A 21535-nucleotide genomic window follows, 5' to 3' on the forward strand; every position below is an offset into this window, starting at 1 on the left:
TCTGCGGCATCTTCCCCCGCTAAATGATTCTATTGAGGTACTGTTACGCACCGGAAACCGACGTTATTCATTCGAAGATTCCACGAGGCAGGTGCTTGCATGTCATCAGCTGTGATATCACCGATGTTTGCGGTAAAGATCCCGGTGGTGCCTGGAGAATGAATACAAACGGCTCCGCCACGAATTACCTTTCCGTTGCTGCCGCCGAAAAGATTTCCCATATACACATCGTTCTTAGGCACAGAAGCCATTCCAGTAAAATCAAAAAGCTGCTTCGAACCCGGTTTCACGTCCCAGTTATTGTTGTGATAATTGCGACCGTAGGGACTTGATAAATCGGGCGTGTAGGAACTTCCATAAATTGTGTCACTAACCCACTCCCACGCATTTCCAGCGAAATCCCAAATCACATCGCCACTTGCCAGAACAAAGGTTCTTCGTTCAGAGCCACTGCTTCTACCTGTGCCTGAATATGGATTTGTTATATCAGAAATTTCGATCGGCTCCGTCCAGCCAGAATAAAATCCGGTATAAAGTCTTCCCGTTTTGTGAGCGTTGCCCGACCAATTGGCGGCGTTATTGTAGATTTCCAAGGCCGCTGCATTCCATTCCGCATTGGTGGGAAGTCGATAGTGAGGCCCAATGGCTGCACATGCACTTGTCGCAACTGCTTTGCCGGCCAGCCAAGGTTTTCCCGCCGCTTGTGAGGTTGCGATTGAGTTCACTTTTTTCATTTCGAACTTAGCTATACAGAAGGCATTCGTCCCTAAAGATGAATTGGCCGCGACCAATTCATAGTTCGTTGGACAGGTCGTTCCGACTGGAGGCTCGGGAACAGGACTTGGCGAGGGCTGTGGTTCTGGAGTGGGTTGAGGAGCAGGACTTGGACTTGGCGTGGGTGTCGGAGTTGGTGCCGGCACCGGGACTGGTTCCGGAGTCGGGGTTGGCACTGGCGCTGGTTCTGGCGCTGGCGCGGGAGCTGGTGGCGTCGGTGTCGGTGTTGGGGCAGGATTTGGTTCTGGCGCCGGATTGGTCGGCTCTGGAGGCGTTGGAGTTGGCGACGGCGATGGCGAATTTACCGGCGGCTTTTGTGTCGACGTGTTTTCGGAGCCTGGGGCTTCCTCGTCAGAGGAAGAAGAACACGCCGAGAGAAGTGTGGTAAGCGCTAGAACAAGAAAACACCATCGAACCAATTGCATTTCGTCAGCCTTTGAAAGGGAGTTCTCCTTTATCTTCACTGATTTTTGACTCTGTTATGAACTGCTCTTGTGTTCAGACGCAAAAATCGGACTTTTGGAACAGTACGTTTGGACTAAAATCGGGGTTAAAAAAGAACAACTCTGATCTTGGCAAAGAAAAAATCATTAAATCTGCTCGACGCTCACTGCGTTATTTGCCGCACAGGAAGCGGATTCTATTACATTGCTGAAATCAATTCTCAACATGCCCGTTTTGTAGGCAACCGTCTGCGTCTTACATTGACGAAATCCTGACAATCTGTAAAAACCTGTATCCCTGCGAGCAATTTGAAATTTGTTTTGGAGTTTTAGGAACTTATGAACCAACTAGATCGCGCCTTTGAGCTCGGCAAGTTATACTGTGACCGTGGAGAGTTTTCTCCTGCGGTGGAGCATCTTCAAGAGGCTTCTAAAGGATACTTCGCTGAGAAAAATTTCTCTCAATACTTAAAGTGCCTTAACTTGCTTCTGCGCATCTTCGCTGAGCGCGAGCAATTTGAAGAAATCAATTCGACAAAAGAAAAGCTGCAAGATCTAGTTCTAAAAGAAGGCTTTGAACTTAACTCCAAGACTTACTACACACTCGCAGTGTGCGCCTCTTACAAGGGTCAACTAGAGACCGCAATGGACTATTTGCAAAAAGCATTGGCTATCGGTCTTGCTTCTGACAATAAGGAAGATATTTGTCACGCGATCTTCGGTTTGGCGATGGTGTATTCACATCCTGCGACGGCCCGTCATTCCGACGCTCTGAAAGAGATCTACAATCTACAAGTCTTCTTCCAGGTGTATCAAATGCCTGACCTTCAAGCGTCGTCATTGTTTTTAAATGCGGACATCTTAAAGCAGATGAAAAAGTACGACGAGGCAATCGAAGTGCTTTGGAAAGCTTATGACATCGTCAAAGAGACTCGCAATGTTGTTATGTCGAACTATCTTATGGGTGGCTTGGCTGATGCGTATTTCGAAATCGGCGACAAAGACATGGCAAGAACTTACATCACGCTTGCACAAAAATCCGTAGACTCTGAAAATCATCGCCGTTTGGGGCGTATGGTGAAGGCGTTGGCTGAAAAAATCGGCGGCGAGACGCAGACAAACTTCGATCTTGTTTTTGATGAGCCCAATCACTCGGTGATCGAGAAAAAATTGGGCCGTATCGACTTCAAAAACCAATTCATTCTTTTGGATCTATTGCGACTTTTTGTTCAGAATCAAGGTCACATTTATTCCAAAGAATTCTTGGTTGAAAACGTATGGAAGCAACCGTACGATCCTGCAATCCATGACAACAAGATTTACGTGACCATCAAACGTCTTCGTAAACTTATTGAACCGGATTACGAGAAACCTAAATATATTTTTAGAGCCAAAAATGGTTACTACATGAATAAAGCGGCTCGAGTTCATTTCGAGCACTAGGGGGGATTCATGTTACGCAGCTTATTTATAGCTACATTGATTGGCTTCATGGGATTCACAGCTTCGGCAGCGAATTACTATGAAGTTCCGACTGAAGAAGAACATATTATGCCAGCGGGCGATGACCGCTGGGTTCCGTGGCCTTGGGCAATGGTGCAGCCGTTCCCGTGGTCAGATATCCAAGGTTTGTGGAAAGTGGAGCAAGGGGATTTCACTTCTTACTTTGCCTTGAAAGTAGTTCGCCAAAAAGCGACGGGTATTCGTCAGCTGCAAGTGAAGCAGTTCGACGGCGACACTTGCCGAGTTCTTGCAACAGGCGTGGGCATCGAAAGAAGCAATAAAGTGCTTGCCCAAATGACAAGCCGATTGGGCGCAACTTACCGAGTCCAATTGTCGGCATTTAGCGAGAAGGACTTGCAGGATCTGACAATTCCGCCTTTAAAAGGGGACTTGCCAACCGAAGCGGTGATGGTGCTTTCTATGGGTGCTCTTGATAGCAAAGGCATCGAAGGCATGGTTCATATGCAAATTATGAAGATCTCTGCCCATTTGACTCAAAAAGTCTGCTTGGAAGATATAAAAAAGTAAGAATCATTAAAAAAGATATTGCTATTCAGAAGGACCATTGTTACAAAATGATCCTTCTGAACGATAGGGAATTAGCTCAGTTGGTAGAGCGCCACCCTTACAAGGTGGATGTCGTCGGTTCGAATCCGGCATTCCCTACCAAATTTAACCCGCCTTTCAAGCGGGTTTTTTTATGCCTAAAAATGTGAATTTGCCCCTCAAGGGGTTGAAGTTGTCGAACTATAATCTAAAAATTGTGCGGTTTATGAAGCCAGGTGTCCGACAATAAAAAATCCGGACAAAAAGTCCGGATCAGTAGTTTTACAAAATTTTGGAACAGGTTTGGACACCAAAACCGGTGGCTTATGATCACCTTAAAAAATCTCTATTCCAAACTCCCTTCTAAGTTCATACAAGGGCCGATCCAACAAATGATCGCTATTTTTCCAAGGCCATTTTCGATTCATACGACGCGCTTTAAAGTAAACCGTTACGGGTGTAAGCAGCGCTTGAAAAAAATTTCTGCGTATATCCTGTCGCAGCCTCATTTTCGCCTCCGCAGTCATTTTTGCCCTGATATCTTGGAGTAGGTCTCGGACAATGGGGCTTGTAGCAAATTTTAGGTAGTTTTTAAATCCTATATCGGCCCCCAAGATCGTCCAAAAATCAGCTTTTGCTTCGCCGACAAAGCTCGTATCGCAACCAAAAATAACGTGAATTCGATCATGGCAGCGAAAGAACTCCCCAGTTTCATTTGTAAATTTATTTATATCTAGAAGATGAGGGTTAGCTCGATAGTACTCGTCTAAGGCTTGTTTTAACGTAAGGGTCGCATCCTGCCGTTGATAATCTAGATTCATTCGCTCCATCAGTTTTTCCTTTCAAACAGTTCATTAATTCCATTGGAAAACTTTCTCCAGGCTGCTTCCAGATGGCTTCTGTCCTTAAAAATAATGCAAAACTTGCCTAAACCCTCAAGGCACATCGTTATCAGAAGAGGCACTACTTCGACCTCGTCTTTGCTGAGGGGGCGATTCAGTATTGACTCAAGGTTTTTACGAATGTGCTCTAACAGCAATTCCATGGTTCTAACCTGCAACTTTCGAAAGACCTCGTTATGGGCGGAGCGCTCGTAAAAATAAAGAAATGCCGCTGATATTTTTCGGTGTGAGAATGGGGCATTGATAACACCAAGTCCCATTTGCATTACGAAATCTGAGACAGATTTATGCCTAGATCCTTCCATTGATACTGAGAACCGTTCAAAGATCTCTTCAAAAACTGCAATAGAAACATCTTCGAGATCATTAAAGTGATGGAAAAGGATCGCTTTACTGACTTCAGCTCTTTTCGTAATGAGCCCGGCCGTCAAACACTTAGGGCCGTCCTCTATCATGATGGCTAAAGCCGCATCTATTATACGTTGGCGAGTTTGCTTGCCCCGCTCTTTTCTTTGGTCCGCGTTCGATTTCATGAATGTAGGATTCCATAATATTGACCGATCGGTCAATATTATGGACGATGAGTTATCAAAATCGATTCCTTATGGAACAGAGCATGGTCCCCTCCTGATTTCCGGTCTCGGTATTGCATTTTCTTTCGGGCATGAAGACTCTGATTATTTTCGCTTTAAGTTCCTTGCTGATTGGATTTGGTGCTCATGGGCAAGGTCTATGTGCCCAGGTTTTTAACGTTTCATCAGCAAAATTTGACTCCATTCCGCGTCTCAATTTGAAACAGCAGTTTGTTGGCGAAGAAAACGGGGTATTTATAGAAACGTCTTCTGGTATGTTCGGTCGCGGGCAACGTGCACAGAGAATCTTTATGAAGACGCGCTATTTAACCACGGAAGAACTGAAAATGACCGCCGCGACAGTGGGACCGTCAGGAAAGCTCATTTCCCGCTTTGAAAACTCTTTGGACTTTATTTTTATCGTTAATACCACAGGTGAAATGCATGTGTACCCGTTGAGTTCAAACCAATCTGGCTTCACTCGGTTGAAGCATAGTTCACTGGCGCAAGGTCAGCCTGTTTTGATGGCTGGCGAGATATCTTTAAATAGAGATGGCACCATTTTTAGTGTTTCGAATAAGAGCGGTCACTATCAGCCATCGAGCTCTCATCTAAATATGTTTCTTAAGAGCTATTTTTCTCCGGAAATTTTGGCCAGGATTAAAGTCGTTGATGAATCCAGACGGTTTTAAGCGCACCGTTGTTGTCCTCCTTATTGAGGGATAAGAAAGTTCTCTGTCCTGGGTGCTATTTACTATCAAAAATTAGAACTCGATTATTCATAGAGTCCGCGACGATCAAACTGTTTTCTGCAAAGATCACTTCTCCTGGAGTTGCCATAGAACCTGCATTGGGTGGGTTCGGTGCAGAGTTCGTGTTCATACTACTTTGTCCGAGCACTCGATCTGCGGCTTGTTGATTGGCTGTTGGGAATTGGTCCCAAATAAGCACGCGATTGTTTCCTTGTTCGGATAAGAAAAGCTGTCCTGAAGGATTTGATGTGACTGAATAGGGAAGATTCATACTGGTGGCAGAAAGGCCGCCGATATTGGCGGTGTTAGATGCGAAGTCGGGCTGACCTAAGACGACGTCAGCAGGCTGTCCATTTTGCGTGGGGAATGAGTTCCAAATAAGCACGCGGTGATTTTCTCTGTCAGCAACAACGAATTTATTTCCATCGGTCCAAACACTGGTAGGACCGTAAAGTCGAGACGCCGTAGCGCCGTTAATACTTGTCGCATCACAAGTGACGAGGTCGGGTTGTCCGATCACTAAGGAGGGGGTGGGTAGATTTCCGGCGGGGACCGAGTCATAAATCAAAACACGATGGTTTCCGCTGTCGGTGATGATCAGCTTTCCATTTACATAGGTGACGTGGGTAGGAAAGTGCAGTGTATTGGCGGCGCACACCCCTGGCATGGGTGTCACAAAATCTTGAGCCCCGATGACAACGTCCGCATTGGGATTTCCTGTCGTGGGAGTCGCATTGTAAATCAGCACTCGATGATTAAAAGAATCTGCGACGATCAACTTCGGACCAATTGTTTTAGCGGCGGTAGGGCGATAAAGCGTGTTCGCACTGGGACGACCTGCCCCCGCACCGCCGTTGGCTCCGCCACTAGTGAAGCTCGTTTGACCCAAGACGGCCTCGGCGCCAGTTCCTGAATTTGCGGTGATGGTGGCGAAGGTGGTAATTCGATTATTCAAAAACTCGGTCACTCGAAGAATTCCATAGGAATCCAGATCCAAGCCTATTGGGGTGCGGAGTTTCGTTTGCGTAGTTCCCGAAGAGTCAGAAGTTAGATTTGTTTGGCCGATCACTCGGGAAGCCAACTGGCCATCGCCCAGATTGAGTTTGTTGTAATTCCTTTGTGGAAGAGCGTCTTGATCGCCGCCTCCGCCACCACCAGAACATCCCATTGATACGATCGCGAAGAGGATAGGAAGGAATTTCATAACGAGCTTCATTTCAAACTCCATTTTTTGGTTCGCGTAGCTTTCTAAAAATTTTAGGAAGACTTTGATACGGGAGCAAATTTGATTCAGATGTCATTTAAAACGAATTGAAGAGACGAATATGTCAAATCCGGAATTATTTTCTCAATCTCTGATTTGTTACAAGGTGACCAAAAATTGTACGCGCTTGGAAATTTTTTTGTTAGACCTCCGTGGGATTGATTTTAACAAACATTTAATCTGCCAACGTAGATGGGAGACATCATGAAAAGCCTAGTGACGATTTTTTCGCTTTTGCTACTAGCAACCTTATTTTCTGTTCAATCATTCGGACAAGCGCGCTCTGAGGCTGAACGTCGTTTGATGGTCGAAGATAGCTATGAGGCTCCGCGCGGTCAGCTTTTCGATGAAGAAGCCTATTTTCGTGGTGAGACATATCTTAATCAATACACGAACGTGATCGTAATTAATAAAGCGGCACGTGGTCCGATGGCGCAATCTCTTCGCCTTTACACCAATCGTCAGTTGATGTTGAAAACAAAAGTTTCTACAGGTCGCGAAGATCTTGAATACATCACGCCGATTCGTGGTGTGATCAATAAGATTTTTAAGGGCTCTACAGAGTCTCACTGGCGCCACACGACTCGCGGCTTTTACACTGTCAAACGCGTTGAGAACGCAAACTACCGTTCTGGCGAAAGTAAGTTCCGGATGCCCTATGCGATGTTTTTCAATGAAAAACGTGGTTTAGCGGTTCACCAGGTGCCACCAGATCTATCTGGCGGAGAAGCGGCTGGAGAAGCCATGCTAGGCAAACGCGCCTCTTCAGGCTGTGTGCGTGTTCATAAGGATTACATCTACACGATCTATTCCGCCGTTTTGGCAGCTGATAAGGGCCAGGTTCCTGTATTGGAAACGAGCAGCGGTCGTCCTTTATTGGATAAATACGGCCAAGTTAGATACGAGCGCGGCTACAGAACGATCGTGATCGTCGAGGAATACTAATCCGACGGTCCTTGTCTTGACCCCTACATAAAATGGTCATAAAAAAGGCTGGTTCACCCGGCCTTTTTTATTTTGGGCAGGATGCAGGAGTTAAACATGAATCTTCTTGAGTTGGTAAACGTCCCCGATGAGCAGCGTGATCATAAGTGGGAAATCGATTTTTTCATGGCAATCACTCAAGGAAACGTCAAACTTCTGCATGAGGTTCCGCAAAAAGGTCCCGATGGCTGGCCGTATCTTTTGGTCGAAACCGGCGAAGACGCCACCGAAAATGCCAACAAAGTCATGCAATGGTCGGCAATGAAGGGTGTTGGTATCGCCGTGAACCCTCGTAAAAGCTATCCAGACTATGTTTTCACTTACGGCATGTTGTGGAACTTCAAAGAAACAGGGCTGTTCTATCAACCCGCGAACGAATCCCCGGTGGGGACCATGGAAATGCCGACAGGTCAAAAGCTGCACGCCGGGCCGCCAAGCCCTCAATATCTTCCGCAATATGTGCGCAATATCCTGAAGGACTTCTTCCGCGATCAAGCTGTTCTTCGTCCGCGTATTCTCGTGATGAGCACAGACCGTAAACACTACGATCTGGCGTTTTCATTAGAATCCTTGGGCAACCCACCAACCAAAGAACACCAAGGCATCGCCGAAGCCATCAGTTGGTTCCTGCCGCCACACTATTCTGTAGCGCTAGTCTCTGAAATAGGCCTGCCCCCTTTCACCGACTTATAAAAAGGTGCCAGGGGACTTTTTATTTTAGACCGGTATTTTTAGATTTTCCGAGCCTCATTTCAGAAGGTTGTGCACTGGGGTGGTTGCCGAAATAAAAAAGCCTGCGTTTTTAGCGCAGGCTTTTTTATTAACGAAAGAATTTAAAACGAAATGCGATTAGTCCAATTCACCTGGTTTGGGAAGCAAATCCATCAGGCACTCTCGCCAGTACTCGGGGGCCTCTTCACTGTAATCCACAGCCACATAGAAGCCTTTTTTGCCTAAAAGCTGCGTGCGGGTGATCACCCCAGAAATTTCCAAGTTCATCTCTTCAAGATGCATGAAAACTCGATCGCCAATTAACACATCTAACGTCAGATTTTTACGAAGTGCCATTGGAATCAAATCTTCACGTTTGATTAACAAAAGAAGTCCTGTTGAAGAAGCTTCCACGATCTCGCAATTTTTTGCGATCTTTGCGAAATCGTCCAGTGATGTTAGATAAGAAATATGAATGGGAGAGACCTCTTTCCTTGGAGCCACTCTGCGATTGTATTTTACACTTCCCATGATTACCTGCCTTCAAACGAGTCCATTAACATCATTAATAAACTCTTCGGCAGGACCAGACCAAAGTTAAGTGTAAAAGATAAAAAAGCTGAAGGTGTGCGCTGAAGAGTGAATGGTTACACCCCTGTTTTCAGAGGGAGAATTGAACTCGGAAGCATTCAGAAGTCGGTATGTCTCAAACTGGGAATCAATATTTTGCCAGTCCCCTATAGAAATTTTTGAAAGGACCGAGGGCTGATCATAGGGCCGAAGCGCTTTGAAGGCGGCTTCCTTGGCGCACCATAAAGAAGAAAGGCTGGGGGCTGCTTGCATTTCCTCTGGTCGGGAAACACGTGCCATCACAGGCGCTGTCACGCGGTCCTTAATCTCGACATCGATGCCAATCGGGGCGGGGGCAATGACGGCGATACCGACATCAGTGCAATGAGACACAGACGTATAAAGATCGCGGCCATTAAGGATCTTAGCAAGTTCATCACGAATCAAAGTGCGGTGAGAAGCGTTTTGACTGCCCCACGCCGAAGCCATCAGAACTTCAAGCTGCGGGCAGGGAAGGTGTTTCTTCAGGGACTCGATAACGCTTTGGGAAAGTGTCATGCTGTGAGTCCCCTAGAAAAAAATTAAATTGTAAATTCTTTGGGCCAAGAAACTTCTTTGCCGCTAGTGATATCCATCATGCGATCTAAAGATGTTTTAGCTTTTAGGCGCAGCTCTTCACTCATCTGAATTTGTGGTTTGAATGTTTCAAGAGCTTGTTTGATCTTTTGCATTGAATTCATCTTCATGTAAGGGCAGTTGTTGCAAGAGCAACCTGAATCCATCACGGGGGCTTGAATCAACTCGACATCGGGACGCTTCTTCTGCATCTGGTGGAAGATTCCAGTTTCCGTCGCGACGATGAATTTCTTAGCGGGATTTTTTTCAACCTCTTCAAGTAGACGAGACGTCGAACCAATTACGGAAGCGTATTGCAAAACGGATTCATCACACTCAGGATGCGCGATCACCACCGCGTCTGGATGTTGCGCAATCAGTTCGACCAATCTTTTCGCATTGAAAAGAACATGCACTTCACAAGAACCATTCCAGTATTCAAAGGGGCGATTTAGTTTTTTAGACAACCAACGACCCAAGTGCTGATCTGGTCCGAAAAGAATCTTACGGTCTTTGGGGATCGACTCTACAATCTGCTGGGCATTGGAAGAAGTAATGATGACATCCGAAATAGATTTAACTTCGGCAGAAGAGTTGATGTAAGTCACCGCGACACCATCGGAGTGCTGACGACGCCAAGCCAGGTACTGATCGTAAGGGGCGCCTTTGACAAGAGAACAGCTTGCCTCCATATCAGGAACAAGAACCGTCTTTGTCGGATTTAAAATCTTCACACTTTCAGCCATGAAGACAACGCCGGCCAGAAGAATCACATCCTGCTGAACCTGCTGCCCCATTTTTGCCAGATAAAAGCTGTCACCGACGTAATCGGCGACGTCTTGAATATCTCCATCTTCATAGTAGTGAGCCAAAATGACAGCATTTTTTTCTTTTTTTAAACGCTGAATATCAGCCGCAATATCATAAGACATAAAAACCTCGGGCCTATTCTAACCCAATTAAAAACCAACAGGCCTCATATAGCGCTAACCAACCCTTTTGACCAGCCCAAATAACTCGTAACCTGATTGGGAAAAGATCATAAAATTCAGATGTAAATTCAGATCAAAACAAAGAGATTCCGGGGACGAAGCTCGGGGCAAGGGGGCCAGCCTGAGGCGGCGTAATTACAAGGTCGTTCCGCCTTTAAGAACATTGATAATAGACTTAGAAACCGTCTTTAAAGACTCGAAAACGCCTTTTCCTTCAGATGCACAGCCTTCGATTTCAGGGGCGTTATAAGGATTCAAAGCACTTCTTAATTCGGCCAATGAGGCCACGTTGGGAAGATCACGCTTGTTATACTGCATGATCAAAGGGATTTCTTTAATATCGTAACCTTGTTGTTCCAAGTTTCTCTCTAAATTACGAAGAGATTCCAGATTTTCGTCCATGCGCTCGATTTGTGAGTCAGCAACGAAAATAACGCCATCGAGGCCCTTCAAAATGAGCTTGCGGGAGGCATCATAAACAACCTGGCCCGGAACCGTATAAAGGTGAAAACGTGTCTTAAATCCACGAATATCGCCGACATTCAAAGGCAAAAAGTCGAAGAACAAGGTGCGCTCAATGTCCGTGTTCAATGCCACCAGCTTGGATTTTTGATCCTCGGCCGTTTTTTGGTAAACCCACTGAATATTTGTCGTTTTACCGCCCAATGAAGGACCGTAATAGACAACCTTGCAGTGAATTTCTTTGGCATTGTAGTTAATAAAGGACATTACAGCTCCACTCTATTTTGCAGGGCACGACCCATAGTTCTATCATCTATGAAATCGATGTCGCTGCCAATAGGAACTCCATGGGCAATGCGAGAAAGTTTCAAGCCTTTACCCTGAAGATGCTTAGCCAGGTACAAAATAGTGGTATCGCCCTCAAGATCGGCATCCAAAGCGAGAATGATTTCCTTAATTGCCGGACCTTGACCATGAAGGCCGGCGTCGACTCGTTCGACCAGCTCTTTGATTTTCAAATCTTGAGGCCCGATGCCCTCGAGCGGAGAAATCGCACCATGCAAAACGTGGTAGCGACCGCGGAAGGCACCTGAGGATTCAATACGGATGATATCAGCGGGCTCTTCAACAACACAGATCGATTCGTCCGAGCGATGTGGATCTTCACAAAAACGGCAAAGGTCTGCGTCTGTATAATTGAAACAGCGAGGACATTCGTGAACTTCGGCTTTGATGCGAAGAAGGGCCTCGCTTAAACGCTCAGGGAAGTCATTGTTGGTCTTTAAAATAAAATAAGCCAAACGCTGAGCAGTCTTGGGCCCGATACCGGGAAGACGGCTCAATTCGTGGACTAATTTTTCTAAAGCACCTATGTGTAGCAAGAGCAACTCCAGCTTTATTGCTGATTAGAACATTCCTGGGATATTGAGACCGCCAGTGATTTTTTCCATCTCTTTGGAGGAAGTGTCTTTAGCGGTTTTGATGGCTTCGTTGGTTGCAGACAAGATCATGTCTTGAAGCATTTCGACGTCGCCGGCTTTAAGAACTTCAGCATCGATCGTCAAAGCGGTGATCAAGTGATCGCCGTTAACTTTTACTTTAACTGCGCCGCCGCCAGAAGTTGCTTCGTATTCTTTTTTCGCAAGCTCTTCTTGGGCTTTTTTCATTTTCATTTGCATTTGATTGGCTTGCTTCATGAGCTGAGCCATTCCGCCTGGCATGCCTTTCATACTATCTCCCTGCGCCGTCGCGCTTCGTGTCTACGATGGATTTAATCTGCCCTTTGAAAACATCCTGGGCGGCTTTGACCATCGGATTTTCTGCGATTTTAGTGCGAAGATCCTCTTCGGCCATTTGCTGCTTTTTTTGCTGCAAAGAAGAAGCGGATTCACCAACTTGATCGCGACCCATAATAACTTCAAAAGAATACCCAGCACCCCAGTATGAATCAATAAATCCTTGCAGTTTTTTACGCACCTGAGTGTCGGCCATTTGCTCTTTCAAGAACACAAGCTTGGGGGGGACACCAAGAGTTAAAAGTTTTCCCTCTTCCTTGGCAAAAAGAAGATTTTCCACTTTTGCCGCAAACAAAGCGTCGTCCTGGCGGAGTAATTCGACAAAGTCGACCCATTTATCCGCAGGAGTGTTCCCCGCAGCCATTTTCTTGGCGGGTTCTGCACTTTTTACGGCTGGAGCTGCAGGTTTTGCCGCTGTTTCTGTTTTGGTGTGCGTCGTTTTGGCTTTTTCCAAAGCGGCCTTCATGGCGTCAAGGCCCTTGGGGACCTCCGCAACTTTTTGCGCTTCTGTTAAACGATCATGACCTTTGTTGTGAGGAGCTACCGGCGGAGAGTAGGGCCTGGCCCCACCTGCGCTGTGAGAAGTGGGTACGCCATTTTGCAACAGAGTTTTAAGGTCCACCAACTTCGGCGCCGACGCCATTCGTAGCAATGTGACCTCTAAAACAATTCTTGGATCTTGCGCGCGGGGAATGTCATTGCCGCCTTTTAACGCCATGTCGAAGAGCATGTGAATATCTTCTTCAGAAAGTCTTTGTGACATTTCGCTGAGGGCTTGAATTTCAGATTCTGGCATTTCCAGCATTTGCGCGGCTTGTGCTTGTGACACTTTCACCAAAAGCAAGTTGCGAATGGTTTCCAGCAAATCCTGAGAGAACAAATGGGGTTCAAATCCCGCGGCGGAAATTTTCTCAAGAACTTTTAAGATGGCTTGAGAGTTTCGATCAATCAAAGCATTCACGGTTTCAAACAGCAGCGTTCGGTCCGTGAGTCCCAGAATCTCGACAACATTAGCGCGACTCAAAGGGCCGTTTGCAAATGTGATCACCTGATCGAGCAAACTTTGCGAATCACGCATGGAGCCATCACCCTGACGGGCGATAACCCACAGAGCTTCCTCTTCGGCCTGAACCCCGTCAGCGTCACAGATCATTTTCAGTCTTTCGGTGATCTGACGAGTGCTGATTCGTCTAAAATCAAAGCGCTGACAGCGCGACAAAATCGTTTGCGGGATTTTGTGCACTTCGGTTGTCGCCATAATGAAGATCACATGAGGCGGCGGCTCTTCTAAAGTTTTTAGAAGGGCATTGAAGGCACTGGTTGAAAGCATGTGCACTTCGTCGATAATGTAAATTTTGAATTTTCCACTGGAGGGCATGAAGGCCACAGTGTCGCGCAGTTCACGGATCGCATCGACACCGTTGTTCGAGGCTCCGTCAATTTCCATAACGTCGACGCTAGAGCCAGAGGCAATTTCATTACAAGAGTCGCAGTCGTTACAAGGAACAAAACCCACGGCGTTCGGGCAACGCAAAGCTTTCGCCAAGATACGCGCTGAAGAGGTTTTGCCTGTCCCACGAGGGCCCGTGAACAAAAGGGCATGAGGAAGGCGTCCGTTATTGAGTGCATTGGTCAGAGTTTGGGTAATATGATTTTGCCCGACAACGTCAGTGAAAGATTGTGGACGCCATTTGCGTGCAATCACCTGATAAGACAAAACACACCCCTCAAGAAAACTTTTGCAAAAACAAAAGCGGCCGAGCACCCCATATCACATAGTCCCTCGAGTACCGTTGCTTCCTTCCGGACCTAGCGGGATTCGTCAAGAGAGCTATTGTATGGGACCCGGCCATGGGCAGGTGTAACTCACAGACTGGTTCATTACATTCGATAACTCGTCGTGCCATAGAGAGAAAATTAGGGAAATATCCATGCTAATCGACACGGGCTTCTGGCCCTCGGTGCTTTGCCCTCGACAGGGCTTTGTTTCGAGATCATGACCCAAAAAATCTAGTGTTTAGTCATGACGTGTCAATACTTGTTGTCGGTTCTCGGGGTTCGGGTAGGATGAATTGGTTTAAGGAGTTTTGTTATGAAGAAGATTTTGATTTTGGTGGTGCTGTTTCCATTTTTTGCTTTTGCTCAATCCGTGGGGGTGAAAGATATTCCGGCGGATGGCGATACGACGATCGAGATTAAAAAAGGGAAAAAGACGGACAATGAGTTTGAAATCGTTAATGGCGAAGACGAGATCGAAGGTGATGCGGCTCCGTTGCTTAAAGAGGCACGCGCAAACTGGAAAGTAGCTTGTGCCGATTGGAAAAAAGAAATTAAAGAGCTTAATAAAGACAATCAGGTGCTTTCATTGAACTGCGGGAAAATGCAATGTTCGACAGTTGCGATGGAGTCCACTTGTACTTCGCATGCCAAATATAAAATGAAAGTTCGGGTTAAATAACGGACGCCGACCTAAGGTGAAGAAGAGGCCCCGCGATGAAGGGGCTTTTTATAACTCGCACAGTTTTTTCTTTTCGCTCATGCCACCATCCTGAGGTGTCGTCAGAAACTTGCAGGTGTCGTAGCCTCTTATTTCTAAAAAGTCGGCCAGGTCCTTCAAGGTGCTTTCTGAAATGGAAGAATTCCTGGAAAGAATCCAGCCGTAGTCCCGTGTCGGGTGGCCAATGACAGCGATTTGATAGTTGTTGTCTAGATGGAGCACCCAATACTTTCCACCCAAAAGATAAAAATATTTTCCGGCGATATTTGCAAAGGTCACGTTCAGCTTCGCATTTGTATTCGTGTCGATCACTTTGGCCCGCCCTTCAGAAGAAATCTTTTCGCCTTTTTCTGTCATGCAAGAGTTGAGAACTCGTACCTCCTCGCCGGACAATAAGGTGTATTCCGCAGTTGTATCTTTCACGCATTTTCTTTGAAAAAATTGAGGTATCGAGGCGATTTCGTGCCATAACCCTTGGTAGCGGGTCAGATCCACAAATCGAGCCGTGGGCAGTGGTTTGGCTTCGGCAAAAACACACAGGGAAAGTATCAGAACTGCTACGAGCCTCATAACAACTCCTTTTTTATTTCATTATAAAGCTCTGAAACAGCGGCGACTACGCCAGTGCCAAAAAACATTTGTCATCAATCAGTTCGGGACATGCACTTGCGGGTTTATAATAAGAGGACGTTCTAAATGATGTGAAGGGAGGTTCTATGGAAGCATTTCCCCAGCCTATTTCCCTGTTAGAGGTCGTCAAAAGACACGACATTGATGGTGTCAAAGAAGCCCTTCGCAAACGAGTGAATTTGGAGGTTACCGATTCGCAGAGAAGAACACCTCTGCTTATTGCCACGGAAAATAATGATGTTGAAATTGCCTGGCTTCTAATTTCCGCAGGGGCGGATGTGAATGCTCAGGATGCAAAACATGAAACGCCTCTTTTGCGGGCCGGATCTGATGGGCGATTGCAGTTGTTGCGAATGATGTTGAAGGCAAAACCTGACTTTAAAGTGCTAGATCGTCATGGCGCGACTCCGCTAATTCCCGCCGCAGAAAAAGGCCATGTCGAAGTTGTGCGCGAGCTTGTGCAAACGAAGATTGATCTAGACCATCGCAATCAGTTGGGATGGACGGCGTTGATGGAGGCGGTGGTCCTAGGGGACGGAAGTGTTCGCTATCAGGAGGTCGTGCGAATTTTACTTGAGGCGGGTGCTGATCCGAATATCTCAGACGTCGATGGAATCACGCCGCTGGCTCATGCGCGACGTAAAAAGCTGCATAAACTGGTGGAGATCTTAGAGATCGCAAAAGCCAAATAAAAAAGCCCTCGTTAGTACGAGGGCTTTGCAGAATCAGATTTTAAAATCCAATTACATTGAAAGAGCTTTTTTCAAATTTGAATCAAGCTTTTCAAGGAACGGCTCAGTGTTCATGTATTTATCAGCAGGAACTTTGTCGCCGTAGATACAAACAGCCAAGTCTTTTGTCATGAAACCAGCTTCAACAGTTTCCACGCACACTTTTTCCAAAGTTTGCGCGAACTTCACAAGCTCGGTGTTGCCATCCAAGTTTCCACGATGCTCAAGACCACGAGTCCAAGCAAAGATAGAAGCGATGGGATTTGTCGAAGTCGGTTTACCTTGTTGGTGTTGACGGTAGTGACGAGTCACTGTTCCGTGAGCAGCTTCAGATTCCATTGTTTTTCCGTCTGGAGTCACAAGAACTGAAGTCATAAGACCCAAAGAACCGAAACCCTGCGCAACAGTGTCAGATTGAACGTCGCCGTCGTAGTTCTTACAAGCCCATACGAAATTACCATTCCATTTCAAAGCCGAAGCCACCATGTCGTCGATCAAACGGTGCTCATAAGTGATGCCCGCAGCATCGAACTTCGCTTTAAACTCAGTTTGGTAGATATTTTCAAAGATGTCTTTGAAGCGACCATCGTACTTTTTCAAAATAGTGTTCTTGGTAGAAAGGTACAAAGGCCATTTCTTTTGCAAAGCCATGTTGAAGCAAGAGCGCGCAAAGCCAGTGATAGACTCATCCGTGTTGTACATGGTCAAGGCAACACCATCACCTTTGAAGTTGTAAACTTCGTGAGTGATCGTTTCGCCACCATTTTCAGGTTGGAAAGTCACAGTCAGCTTACCTTTGCCTTTAGTTACGAAATCAGTCGCACGGTATTGGTCACCGAATGCGTGACGACCGATGCAGATTGGTGCTGTCCAGTTAGGAACCAGGCGAGGCACGTTTTTGCAGATGATCGGTTCGCGGAAAACAGTTCCATCCAAGATATTACGGATAGTGCCGTTCGGTGATTTCCACATTTGTTTCAAGTTGAATTCTTTTACGCGAGCTTCGTCTGGAGTGATGGTCGCGCACTTGATACCGACGTTGTATTTTTTGATCGCCTCTGCGGCGTCCACAGTCACTTGGTCGTTCGTAGCATCACGATGCTCCATGCCCAAGTCGTAATACTTGATGTCGATATCTAGGTAAGGAAGGATCAATTTTTCTTTGATGAACTTCCAGATGATTCTTGTCATTTCATCGCCATCGAGTTCAACGACGGGATTAGCAACTTTGATCTTATTCATAGTCGGTCCTTTTTCCAGTTTTAGGATGTCTAAAGCCTTGAAAATATAGAATGAAGTTTAAACTCATTCAAAGGAAATAACCCGAATGTGCGGCCTTTTCGCAGAAAAAGCAGCATGACAACCAGGGTCACGCTTGCGAACCCTGGGTTTATCCAGATCTTCGGTCGATTTTTTACTCTAAGTGAAAGCGAGCAAGGAATTGCTGTGTCGTTCCGCCTGGCCGGTGCGATCTGCGTCGAGACAAATTCAAAGCGGTTTTCTTCCGACGACGTTCCCGATGTGATAGTTTGGTTCCATGAGACTATTTGCAATTCTATCCCTGATGTTTTTTGTAGCTTCTTGTGCAACCTCCACAAAAGAAGGCGAAATCGGCGTCAGCCGTAAGCAGCTTCTTTTGCCGATGAGTGACATTAACGACATGGCCGCGCAGACGTATAGTCAGATGAAGGCCGAAGCTCAGAAAAAAGGGGCACTGGATAAAAACTCTTCCCAGGTTCAACGAGTTCAAGCGATCGCCAAGCGGCTGATTCCTCAAACCTCCGTCTATCGCTCTGATGCGGAAAAGTGGGACTGGGAAGTTCATGTAATTACGTCGGAAGAGCTCAATGCCTTCTGTATGCCTGGCGGTAAAATCATGTTCTACTCTGCCATCATCGACAAGCTGCAACTGACCGACAGCGAAATTGCAGCTATTATGGGGCATGAAATTGCACATGCTTTGCGCGAACACAGTCGCGAACGAATGTCTCAAGAGCTTATCAAAAGCGGGGTTGCGCAAATCGTCCTTGCTACTGGCAAAGTGGACCCTTCCTATGTTGGCTATGCCGATCAAGCGGTGACATTGGGGATTTTACTTCCCTATGGGCGTGGGCAAGAAACTGAAGCTGATGATATGGGACTAGAGTTGATGGCTCGAGCCGGATACAATCCTCAAGAGGCGGTCAATCTTTGGCAGAAAATGGCAGCCCAAGGGGGAGGAAAACCTCCGGAAATTCTTAGCACGCATCCTGCGGATGAAACGCGCATTAAAAAAATCACAGCGCTTCTTCCCAAGGTGATGCCGCTTTACGAGCACGCGAAGAAAAAGAAATAGGATCTCACTTTAAAAGGGCGCGTTCGATCATATCCAGGTGATGTTCGATGCCCTCGTGAAGCGTGAGCTTGTTTTGCAGGGTTGCAAACTGCCCGTCCAGCAAAAGAATAGAAAATCCGTGGATAGACGACCAGACAAAGCGCCCCATGGTTCGTGGGTCATCCTTTTTAAAAATCTGCGCCTTCATGCCCTCGGAAATCAAATCCATCAAACTAGCAAAAGCCTCGTCCCCCGCGACTTCCAGTTCGTGGCGCTGTTCAGAGGCGCAGCGAAGCTCTTGATGAAACATACTTCTATAGTGACCCGGATTTTCAAGGGCAAATTCGATATAGGTTTTTCCGGCCATGCGAAGTTTTTGGCGGATGGTTTTCGCTTTCGGAATTTCGATCCGCATTTGCGAGCTGAAAGCACGAAAACCTTCTTCAGCGATGTGCGAAAGAAGGTCTTGCTTTGAGATAAAGTGGCGATAGACAGCCGTGTGACTCACTTTAAGACCCTGCGCGATCTCTCGTAACGTGAAATCGACTTCGCCTTTTTTTTGAATAATTTCAACAGCCTTTTTAATCGCCGCTGATTTCAAATCGCCGTGATGATACGTTTTTGCCATGAAAAAAGTCTAGCATTCTTACAGTATGTTTACAATGGTCACATTTATGTTAACATTGGTAACATAAAGAGGTGGAAATCCTATGAAGAAAATTCTGGTCATTAATGGACATCCCAACAAAGAGGCTCTGGGCAGCGAGTTTGCGCGGGTATATGAAGCGGCGGCGAAAGCGGCGGGTTTCGACGTTAAATTAATGAATATTGCCGACCTTCAGTTCGATCCAATTTTGCATAAAGGCTATTTAAAGATTCAAGAGCTAGAACCGGATCTTTTGCAGGCGCAAAAAGATATTTTATGGGCAGAGCACATCGTCATCACATTCCCAATGTGGTGGGGCACGATTCCAGCCTTACTAAAAGGATTTTTGGATCGCACATTTCTGCCGGGGTTTGCTTTTAAGTATCACAAAAACGATCCTTTCTGGGATCGTCTGTTAAAAGGGCGAACAGGTCGGATCATTTTTACGACAGACGCCCCCTGGTGGTACAACTGGATCGTCAATCGTGATCCCGCTATCCGAATGATGAAAACCGCAGTGATGGAGTTTTGTGGGATCAAACCCGTGGGTGTCACACAGTTTGATAACGTAAAAAATAGAAGGCCCGAAGAAATTAAAAAATTTCTTCAAAAGGTTCAAGATCTCGGGACTCGCGGAAAATAAACCAAAACAGGGGACCCTTCGGGTCCCCTCAAAAGAATTACCTCCAGAAATATGGATTCTTTATTTGGGACTCAAGCAGATGAGACGTTGCCTCCACAGGCTCGAAAGCATGTTGTGGAGAGAGTTGGCGCACAAGTTGCGGTCCTCTGAAAATAGCTGAAGCTATTGCAAGCATCATCCCCAGTGTCTTGTACACTAGGTAAGCGAGGAAGCTTGTTATCAGACCGGCCCTTTTTACGCTTTCAACAGTCACATCCGCAGAGGTAGAAACGAGCCTCAATAAATAGCGCTCGTTTTCGAATTCCCATTCTTTCTTTTTACGCAATAACGCGTTCATAGCTTCCTCCTCAGGATTGATAATGCTTGCAAAAGCGCTGATCAAAAGGCCGCTGATCTACACTTGTGCAAGAGTCGAAATAGTGCTTCTCAGACGAAAATCGTCGTGAAAAACGTTAAAATTGTTTTGAGTTGAGCCAAGAATAAATATGCGGGTGCACAAATCTATATCCTGGGTTTGTAAGTTCGATTTTATCGTGGATTAGAACAGAACTTGGTCTCTTAGAATTGGATATCGGAGGCCACGTCGTGTCCTTGCATAGTGGATTCGCTAAGATTTTTATTATTCAACATCATAATAATCATGATGGCCTCCTTTCATTAGAGTGATTTCCAATATCTAAGATATTTCCTAAAAAGTAAACGAAATACTTTTTAAGTTTGCGTAAAGCTATTTGAGGCTGATTCTGTCAGTTGCAAAATGGAACTGACGATCGCCATTAAGATCTTTTTGTGAACGCATCAATCAAGGCTTTGAAGTAAGGCGGCATTTCGCTTCGCGGATACCAGGCTAGAGTTAGAGGTGAATCCAGGAACATGTCCTGTTTTAGATAAGTCAGTGAACCTTCTTTAATAAACGGCCGTGCGAACTCTTCGGTCAATGCAGAGTAGCCAGCCCCGTCAATGATCAGCGAGGTCAACGCGTCGATGTTATTGGCGAAGTGGCGGTGTTTCGAAAATTTGGTGATTTTGTATTTCTTCAGAAGATCTAAAGTCCTACTATTTTGCGGATCGAAATCAATGATCGTTTCGTTCGTCACGATATCTTCGATTCGTCTTTTCTTCCACGCTGAAGGCCCAACAAGGTAATAGCGTTCTGGCATCACTATTTTGGAATCAAGCTCTAAACCCACCTGGTTTACGGGAAGGGCGCCAATCTGGGTAAAGCCTGTTTTTAGTTTCCCAATAATGTTGTCCGTGTCGGTAATATCAAAACGAACTCTCAAGTTCGGATATTTTTTCATCACTGCTGCAGCTCTAGGAATCATGCGTGAGCGCATCAGCGTGGAAGGTCCACTTATACAAACCTCGAAATACGTATTCTGTTTTTTTCCGCCGATGCTTGAAAGTGTTTCGCCTTCAAGATCGCGCGCGGCTTTGACATAGCGAAGAAGAGATTCCCCTTCGTTCGTCAGGCGCATGCCCTTTCTAGATCTGGTGAATAGTGTGACCCCCAGTTGCTTTTCCAAGCTCCGGATTCTTTGGGTCACGCCTGTCTGCGTGAGATTCACCATTTTAGCCGCTTCCAGGACCGTGCCCTTTTGGACGACGGCCCAGAAAGCTTCAAGGGAAGGGCTGAGCAAACTCATTAAAAATGATAATAAAATAAAATATATGAATTTTACAAATACA

The 21535-nt window shown here is 46.1% G+C and carries 25 protein-coding genes, 1 tRNA gene and 1 other RNA gene; 10 read left to right on the plus strand and 17 right to left on the minus strand.

Annotation, left to right across the window (positions count from 1 at the left end):
* Positions 1-29: 29 nt before the first annotated feature.
* Complete coding sequence (locus tag OM95_RS11265) at positions 30-1199, minus strand: SUMF1/EgtB/PvdO family nonheme iron enzyme (RefSeq protein WP_041873787.1); 1170 nt, start codon at positions 1197-1199, stop codon at positions 30-32.
* Between the two features lie 357 nt (positions 1200-1556).
* On the opposite strand from OM95_RS11265, the gene OM95_RS11270 reads away from it, so the two are divergent.
* The 3 genes from OM95_RS11270 to OM95_RS11280 all read left to right on the plus strand — a co-directional run bounded on the left by OM95_RS11270 (position 1557) and on the right by OM95_RS11280 (position 3389).
* A complete protein-coding gene (locus OM95_RS11270) occupies positions 1557-2660 on the plus strand; it encodes a helix-turn-helix domain-containing protein (RefSeq protein WP_041873789.1) in 1104 nt (367 codons plus the stop codon).
* A 9-nt stretch (positions 2661-2669) separates the two neighbouring features.
* Positions 2670-3248, plus strand: coding sequence for a hypothetical protein (locus OM95_RS11275; protein WP_041873792.1), 579 nt, complete (start codon positions 2670-2672; stop codon positions 3246-3248).
* Between the two features lie 65 nt (positions 3249-3313).
* Positions 3314-3389, plus strand: a tRNA-Val gene (locus tag OM95_RS11280).
* Between the two features lie 212 nt (positions 3390-3601).
* Here OM95_RS11280 and OM95_RS11285 read toward each other — a convergent pair.
* Positions 3602-4096, minus strand: a complete 495-nt coding sequence (locus OM95_RS11285; protein WP_041873794.1) for a hypothetical protein — start codon at positions 4094-4096, stop codon at positions 3602-3604.
* On the minus strand, positions 4096-4701 hold the full coding sequence (locus OM95_RS11290; RefSeq protein ID WP_291516190.1) for a TetR/AcrR family transcriptional regulator: 606 nt from the start codon (positions 4699-4701) through the stop codon (positions 4096-4098). The genes OM95_RS11285 and OM95_RS11290 overlap by 1 nt, the downstream gene beginning before the upstream one ends.
* A 131-nt stretch (positions 4702-4832) precedes the next feature.
* Here OM95_RS11290 and OM95_RS11295 point away from each other — a divergent pair, with 131 nt between their 5' ends.
* Positions 4833-5432 carry a hypothetical protein gene (locus OM95_RS11295; protein ID WP_291516191.1) on the plus strand — a complete coding sequence of 200 codons (600 nt, stop codon included), beginning with the start codon at positions 4833-4835 and terminating at the stop codon, positions 5430-5432.
* A 55-nt stretch (positions 5433-5487) separates the two neighbouring features.
* Here OM95_RS11295 and OM95_RS11300 read toward each other — a convergent pair whose 3' ends face one another.
* A complete protein-coding gene (locus OM95_RS11300) occupies positions 5488-6708 on the minus strand; it encodes a hypothetical protein (protein WP_291516193.1) in 1221 nt (406 codons plus the stop codon).
* A gap of 252 nt (positions 6709-6960) precedes the next feature.
* Here OM95_RS11300 and OM95_RS11305 point away from each other — a divergent pair, with 252 nt between their 5' ends.
* Both OM95_RS11305 and OM95_RS11310 read left to right on the plus strand, forming a co-directional pair.
* Positions 6961-7701 carry a L,D-transpeptidase gene (locus tag OM95_RS11305; protein WP_291516194.1) on the plus strand — a complete coding sequence of 247 codons (741 nt, stop codon included), beginning with the start codon at positions 6961-6963 and terminating at the stop codon, positions 7699-7701.
* Positions 7702-7797: 96 nt separating this feature from the next.
* Positions 7798-8433 (plus strand): hypothetical protein, encoded by a 636-nt coding sequence (locus tag OM95_RS11310; protein WP_041873803.1) that lies wholly within the window; start codon positions 7798-7800, stop codon positions 8431-8433.
* Positions 8434-8589: 156 nt separating this feature from the next.
* On the opposite strand, the gene OM95_RS11315 is transcribed toward OM95_RS11310, so the two are convergent.
* The 8 genes from OM95_RS11315 to ffs form a co-directional block, all read right to left on the minus strand.
* Positions 8590-8982 carry a hypothetical protein gene (locus OM95_RS11315; protein ID WP_041873805.1) on the minus strand — a complete coding sequence of 131 codons (393 nt, stop codon included), beginning with the start codon at positions 8980-8982 and terminating at the stop codon, positions 8590-8592.
* Between the two features lie 66 nt (positions 8983-9048).
* Complete coding sequence (locus OM95_RS11320; RefSeq protein ID WP_041873807.1) at positions 9049-9579, minus strand: 4'-phosphopantetheinyl transferase superfamily protein; 531 nt, start codon at positions 9577-9579, stop codon at positions 9049-9051.
* A gap of 23 nt (positions 9580-9602) precedes the next feature.
* Positions 9603-10568 (minus strand): quinolinate synthase NadA, encoded by a 966-nt coding sequence (nadA, locus tag OM95_RS11325; RefSeq protein ID WP_041873809.1) that lies wholly within the window; start codon positions 10566-10568, stop codon positions 9603-9605.
* 195 nt (positions 10569-10763) lie between these two features.
* Positions 10764-11357 (minus strand): ADP-ribosylation factor-like protein, encoded by a 594-nt coding sequence (locus OM95_RS11330; protein WP_041873812.1) that lies wholly within the window; start codon positions 11355-11357, stop codon positions 10764-10766.
* A complete protein-coding gene (recR, locus tag OM95_RS11335; protein ID WP_041873814.1) occupies positions 11357-11971 on the minus strand; it encodes a recombination mediator RecR in 615 nt (204 codons plus the stop codon). The genes OM95_RS11330 and recR overlap by 1 nt, the downstream gene beginning before the upstream one ends.
* A 24-nt stretch (positions 11972-11995) precedes the next feature.
* The gene (locus OM95_RS11340; protein WP_041873817.1) at positions 11996-12319 is read right to left on the minus strand and encodes a YbaB/EbfC family nucleoid-associated protein; all 324 of its coding nucleotides are present in this window, start codon (positions 12317-12319) and stop codon (positions 11996-11998) included.
* A gap of 1 nt (position 12320) precedes the next feature.
* Positions 12321-14102: a DNA polymerase III subunit gamma/tau gene (dnaX, locus tag OM95_RS11345; protein ID WP_041873891.1), complete on the minus strand. Its 1782-nt coding sequence runs from the start codon at positions 14100-14102 to the stop codon at positions 12321-12323.
* A gap of 35 nt (positions 14103-14137) precedes the next feature.
* An RNA gene (gene ffs, locus OM95_RS17300) (signal recognition particle sRNA small type) lies at positions 14138-14236 on the minus strand.
* A gap of 241 nt (positions 14237-14477) precedes the next feature.
* Here ffs and OM95_RS11350 point away from each other — a divergent pair.
* Positions 14478-14843 carry a hypothetical protein gene (locus tag OM95_RS11350; RefSeq protein ID WP_041873818.1) on the plus strand — a complete coding sequence of 122 codons (366 nt, stop codon included), beginning with the start codon at positions 14478-14480 and terminating at the stop codon, positions 14841-14843.
* A gap of 48 nt (positions 14844-14891) precedes the next feature.
* On the opposite strand, the gene OM95_RS11355 is transcribed toward OM95_RS11350, so the two are convergent.
* Positions 14892-15452 (minus strand): lipocalin family protein, encoded by a 561-nt coding sequence (locus OM95_RS11355; protein ID WP_041873820.1) that lies wholly within the window; start codon positions 15450-15452, stop codon positions 14892-14894.
* 146 nt (positions 15453-15598) lie between these two features.
* Between OM95_RS11355 and OM95_RS11360 the strand changes: the two genes are divergently transcribed.
* Positions 15599-16204: an ankyrin repeat domain-containing protein gene (locus tag OM95_RS11360; RefSeq protein ID WP_291516197.1), complete on the plus strand. Its 606-nt coding sequence runs from the start codon at positions 15599-15601 to the stop codon at positions 16202-16204.
* 51 nt (positions 16205-16255) lie between these two features.
* Here the strand turns inward: OM95_RS11360 and OM95_RS11365 are convergent, their stop codons facing one another.
* Entirely contained in the window at positions 16256-17485 is a 1230-nt protein-coding gene (locus OM95_RS11365) for an isocitrate dehydrogenase (NADP(+)) (protein WP_041873822.1), read from the minus strand.
* A gap of 295 nt (positions 17486-17780) precedes the next feature.
* Here OM95_RS11365 and OM95_RS11370 point away from each other — a divergent pair, with 295 nt between their 5' ends.
* Positions 17781-18578, plus strand: a complete 798-nt coding sequence (locus OM95_RS11370; RefSeq protein WP_041873824.1) for a M48 family metallopeptidase — start codon at positions 17781-17783, stop codon at positions 18576-18578.
* A 4-nt stretch (positions 18579-18582) separates the two neighbouring features.
* On the opposite strand, the gene OM95_RS11375 is transcribed toward OM95_RS11370, so the two are convergent.
* Entirely contained in the window at positions 18583-19185 is a 603-nt protein-coding gene (locus OM95_RS11375; RefSeq protein ID WP_041873826.1) for a TetR/AcrR family transcriptional regulator, read from the minus strand.
* Between the two features lie 82 nt (positions 19186-19267).
* Between OM95_RS11375 and OM95_RS11380 the strand changes: the two genes are divergently transcribed.
* Complete coding sequence (locus OM95_RS11380) at positions 19268-19846, plus strand: NAD(P)H-dependent oxidoreductase (protein ID WP_041873829.1); 579 nt, start codon at positions 19268-19270, stop codon at positions 19844-19846.
* Positions 19847-19883: 37 nt separating this feature from the next.
* Here the strand turns inward: OM95_RS11380 and OM95_RS11385 are convergent, their stop codons facing one another.
* Both OM95_RS11385 and OM95_RS11390 read right to left on the minus strand, forming a co-directional pair.
* A complete protein-coding gene (locus OM95_RS11385) occupies positions 19884-20183 on the minus strand; it encodes a hypothetical protein (RefSeq protein WP_041873830.1) in 300 nt (99 codons plus the stop codon).
* Positions 20184-20622: 439 nt separating this feature from the next.
* Positions 20623-21492, minus strand: coding sequence for a LysR family transcriptional regulator (locus OM95_RS11390; protein ID WP_041873831.1), 870 nt, complete (start codon positions 21490-21492; stop codon positions 20623-20625).
* Between the last annotated feature and the right edge of the window lie 43 nt (positions 21493-21535).

It is taken from the genome of Bdellovibrio sp. ArHS, from assembly GCF_000786105.1.
GTDB lineage: Bacteria > Bdellovibrionota > Bdellovibrionia > Bdellovibrionales > Bdellovibrionaceae > Bdellovibrio.

Bases quoted from the DNA above. Each gene is read 5' to 3' on its own strand.
- OM95_RS11385 (WP_041873830.1), bottom strand. From the start codon at position 20,183: ATGAACGCGTTATTGCGTAAAAAGAAAGAATGGGAATTCGAAAACGAG.
- OM95_RS11390 (WP_041873831.1), bottom strand. From the start codon at position 21,492: ATGAGTTTGCTCAGCCCTTCCCTTGAAGCTTTCTGGGCCGTCGTCCAA.
- OM95_RS11355 (WP_041873820.1), bottom strand. From the start codon at position 15,452: ATGAGGCTCGTAGCAGTTCTGATACTTTCCCTGTGTGTTTTTGCCGAA.
- OM95_RS11275 (WP_041873792.1), top strand. From the start codon at position 2,670: ATGTTACGCAGCTTATTTATAGCTACATTGATTGGCTTCATGGGATTC.
- OM95_RS11380 (WP_041873829.1), top strand. From the start codon at position 19,268: ATGAAGAAAATTCTGGTCATTAATGGACATCCCAACAAAGAGGCTCTG.
- OM95_RS11315 (WP_041873805.1), bottom strand. From the start codon at position 8,982: ATGGGAAGTGTAAAATACAATCGCAGAGTGGCTCCAAGGAAAGAGGTC.
- OM95_RS11270 (WP_041873789.1), top strand. From the start codon at position 1,557: ATGAACCAACTAGATCGCGCCTTTGAGCTCGGCAAGTTATACTGTGAC.
- OM95_RS11295 (WP_291516191.1), top strand. From the start codon at position 4,833: ATGAAGACTCTGATTATTTTCGCTTTAAGTTCCTTGCTGATTGGATTT.
- OM95_RS11330 (WP_041873812.1), bottom strand. From the start codon at position 11,357: ATGTCCTTTATTAACTACAATGCCAAAGAAATTCACTGCAAGGTTGTC.
- OM95_RS11285 (WP_041873794.1), bottom strand. From the start codon at position 4,096: ATGGAGCGAATGAATCTAGATTATCAACGGCAGGATGCGACCCTTACG.
- OM95_RS11365 (WP_041873822.1), bottom strand. From the start codon at position 17,485: ATGAATAAGATCAAAGTTGCTAATCCCGTCGTTGAACTCGATGGCGAT.
- nadA (WP_041873809.1), bottom strand. From the start codon at position 10,568: ATGTCTTATGATATTGCGGCTGATATTCAGCGTTTAAAAAAAGAAAAA.
- OM95_RS11310 (WP_041873803.1), top strand. From the start codon at position 7,798: ATGAATCTTCTTGAGTTGGTAAACGTCCCCGATGAGCAGCGTGATCAT.
- OM95_RS11320 (WP_041873807.1), bottom strand. From the start codon at position 9,579: ATGACACTTTCCCAAAGCGTTATCGAGTCCCTGAAGAAACACCTTCCC.
- OM95_RS11360 (WP_291516197.1), top strand. From the start codon at position 15,599: ATGGAAGCATTTCCCCAGCCTATTTCCCTGTTAGAGGTCGTCAAAAGA.
- OM95_RS11290 (WP_291516190.1), bottom strand. From the start codon at position 4,701: ATGAAATCGAACGCGGACCAAAGAAAAGAGCGGGGCAAGCAAACTCGC.
- OM95_RS11305 (WP_291516194.1), top strand. From the start codon at position 6,961: ATGAAAAGCCTAGTGACGATTTTTTCGCTTTTGCTACTAGCAACCTTA.
- OM95_RS11265 (WP_041873787.1), bottom strand. From the start codon at position 1,199: ATGCAATTGGTTCGATGGTGTTTTCTTGTTCTAGCGCTTACCACACTT.
- OM95_RS11340 (WP_041873817.1), bottom strand. From the start codon at position 12,319: ATGAAAGGCATGCCAGGCGGAATGGCTCAGCTCATGAAGCAAGCCAAT.
- OM95_RS11370 (WP_041873824.1), top strand. From the start codon at position 17,781: ATGAGACTATTTGCAATTCTATCCCTGATGTTTTTTGTAGCTTCTTGT.
- OM95_RS11375 (WP_041873826.1), bottom strand. From the start codon at position 19,185: ATGGCAAAAACGTATCATCACGGCGATTTGAAATCAGCGGCGATTAAA.
- OM95_RS11350 (WP_041873818.1), top strand. From the start codon at position 14,478: ATGAAGAAGATTTTGATTTTGGTGGTGCTGTTTCCATTTTTTGCTTTT.
- OM95_RS11300 (WP_291516193.1), bottom strand. From the start codon at position 6,708: ATGAAGCTCGTTATGAAATTCCTTCCTATCCTCTTCGCGATCGTATCA.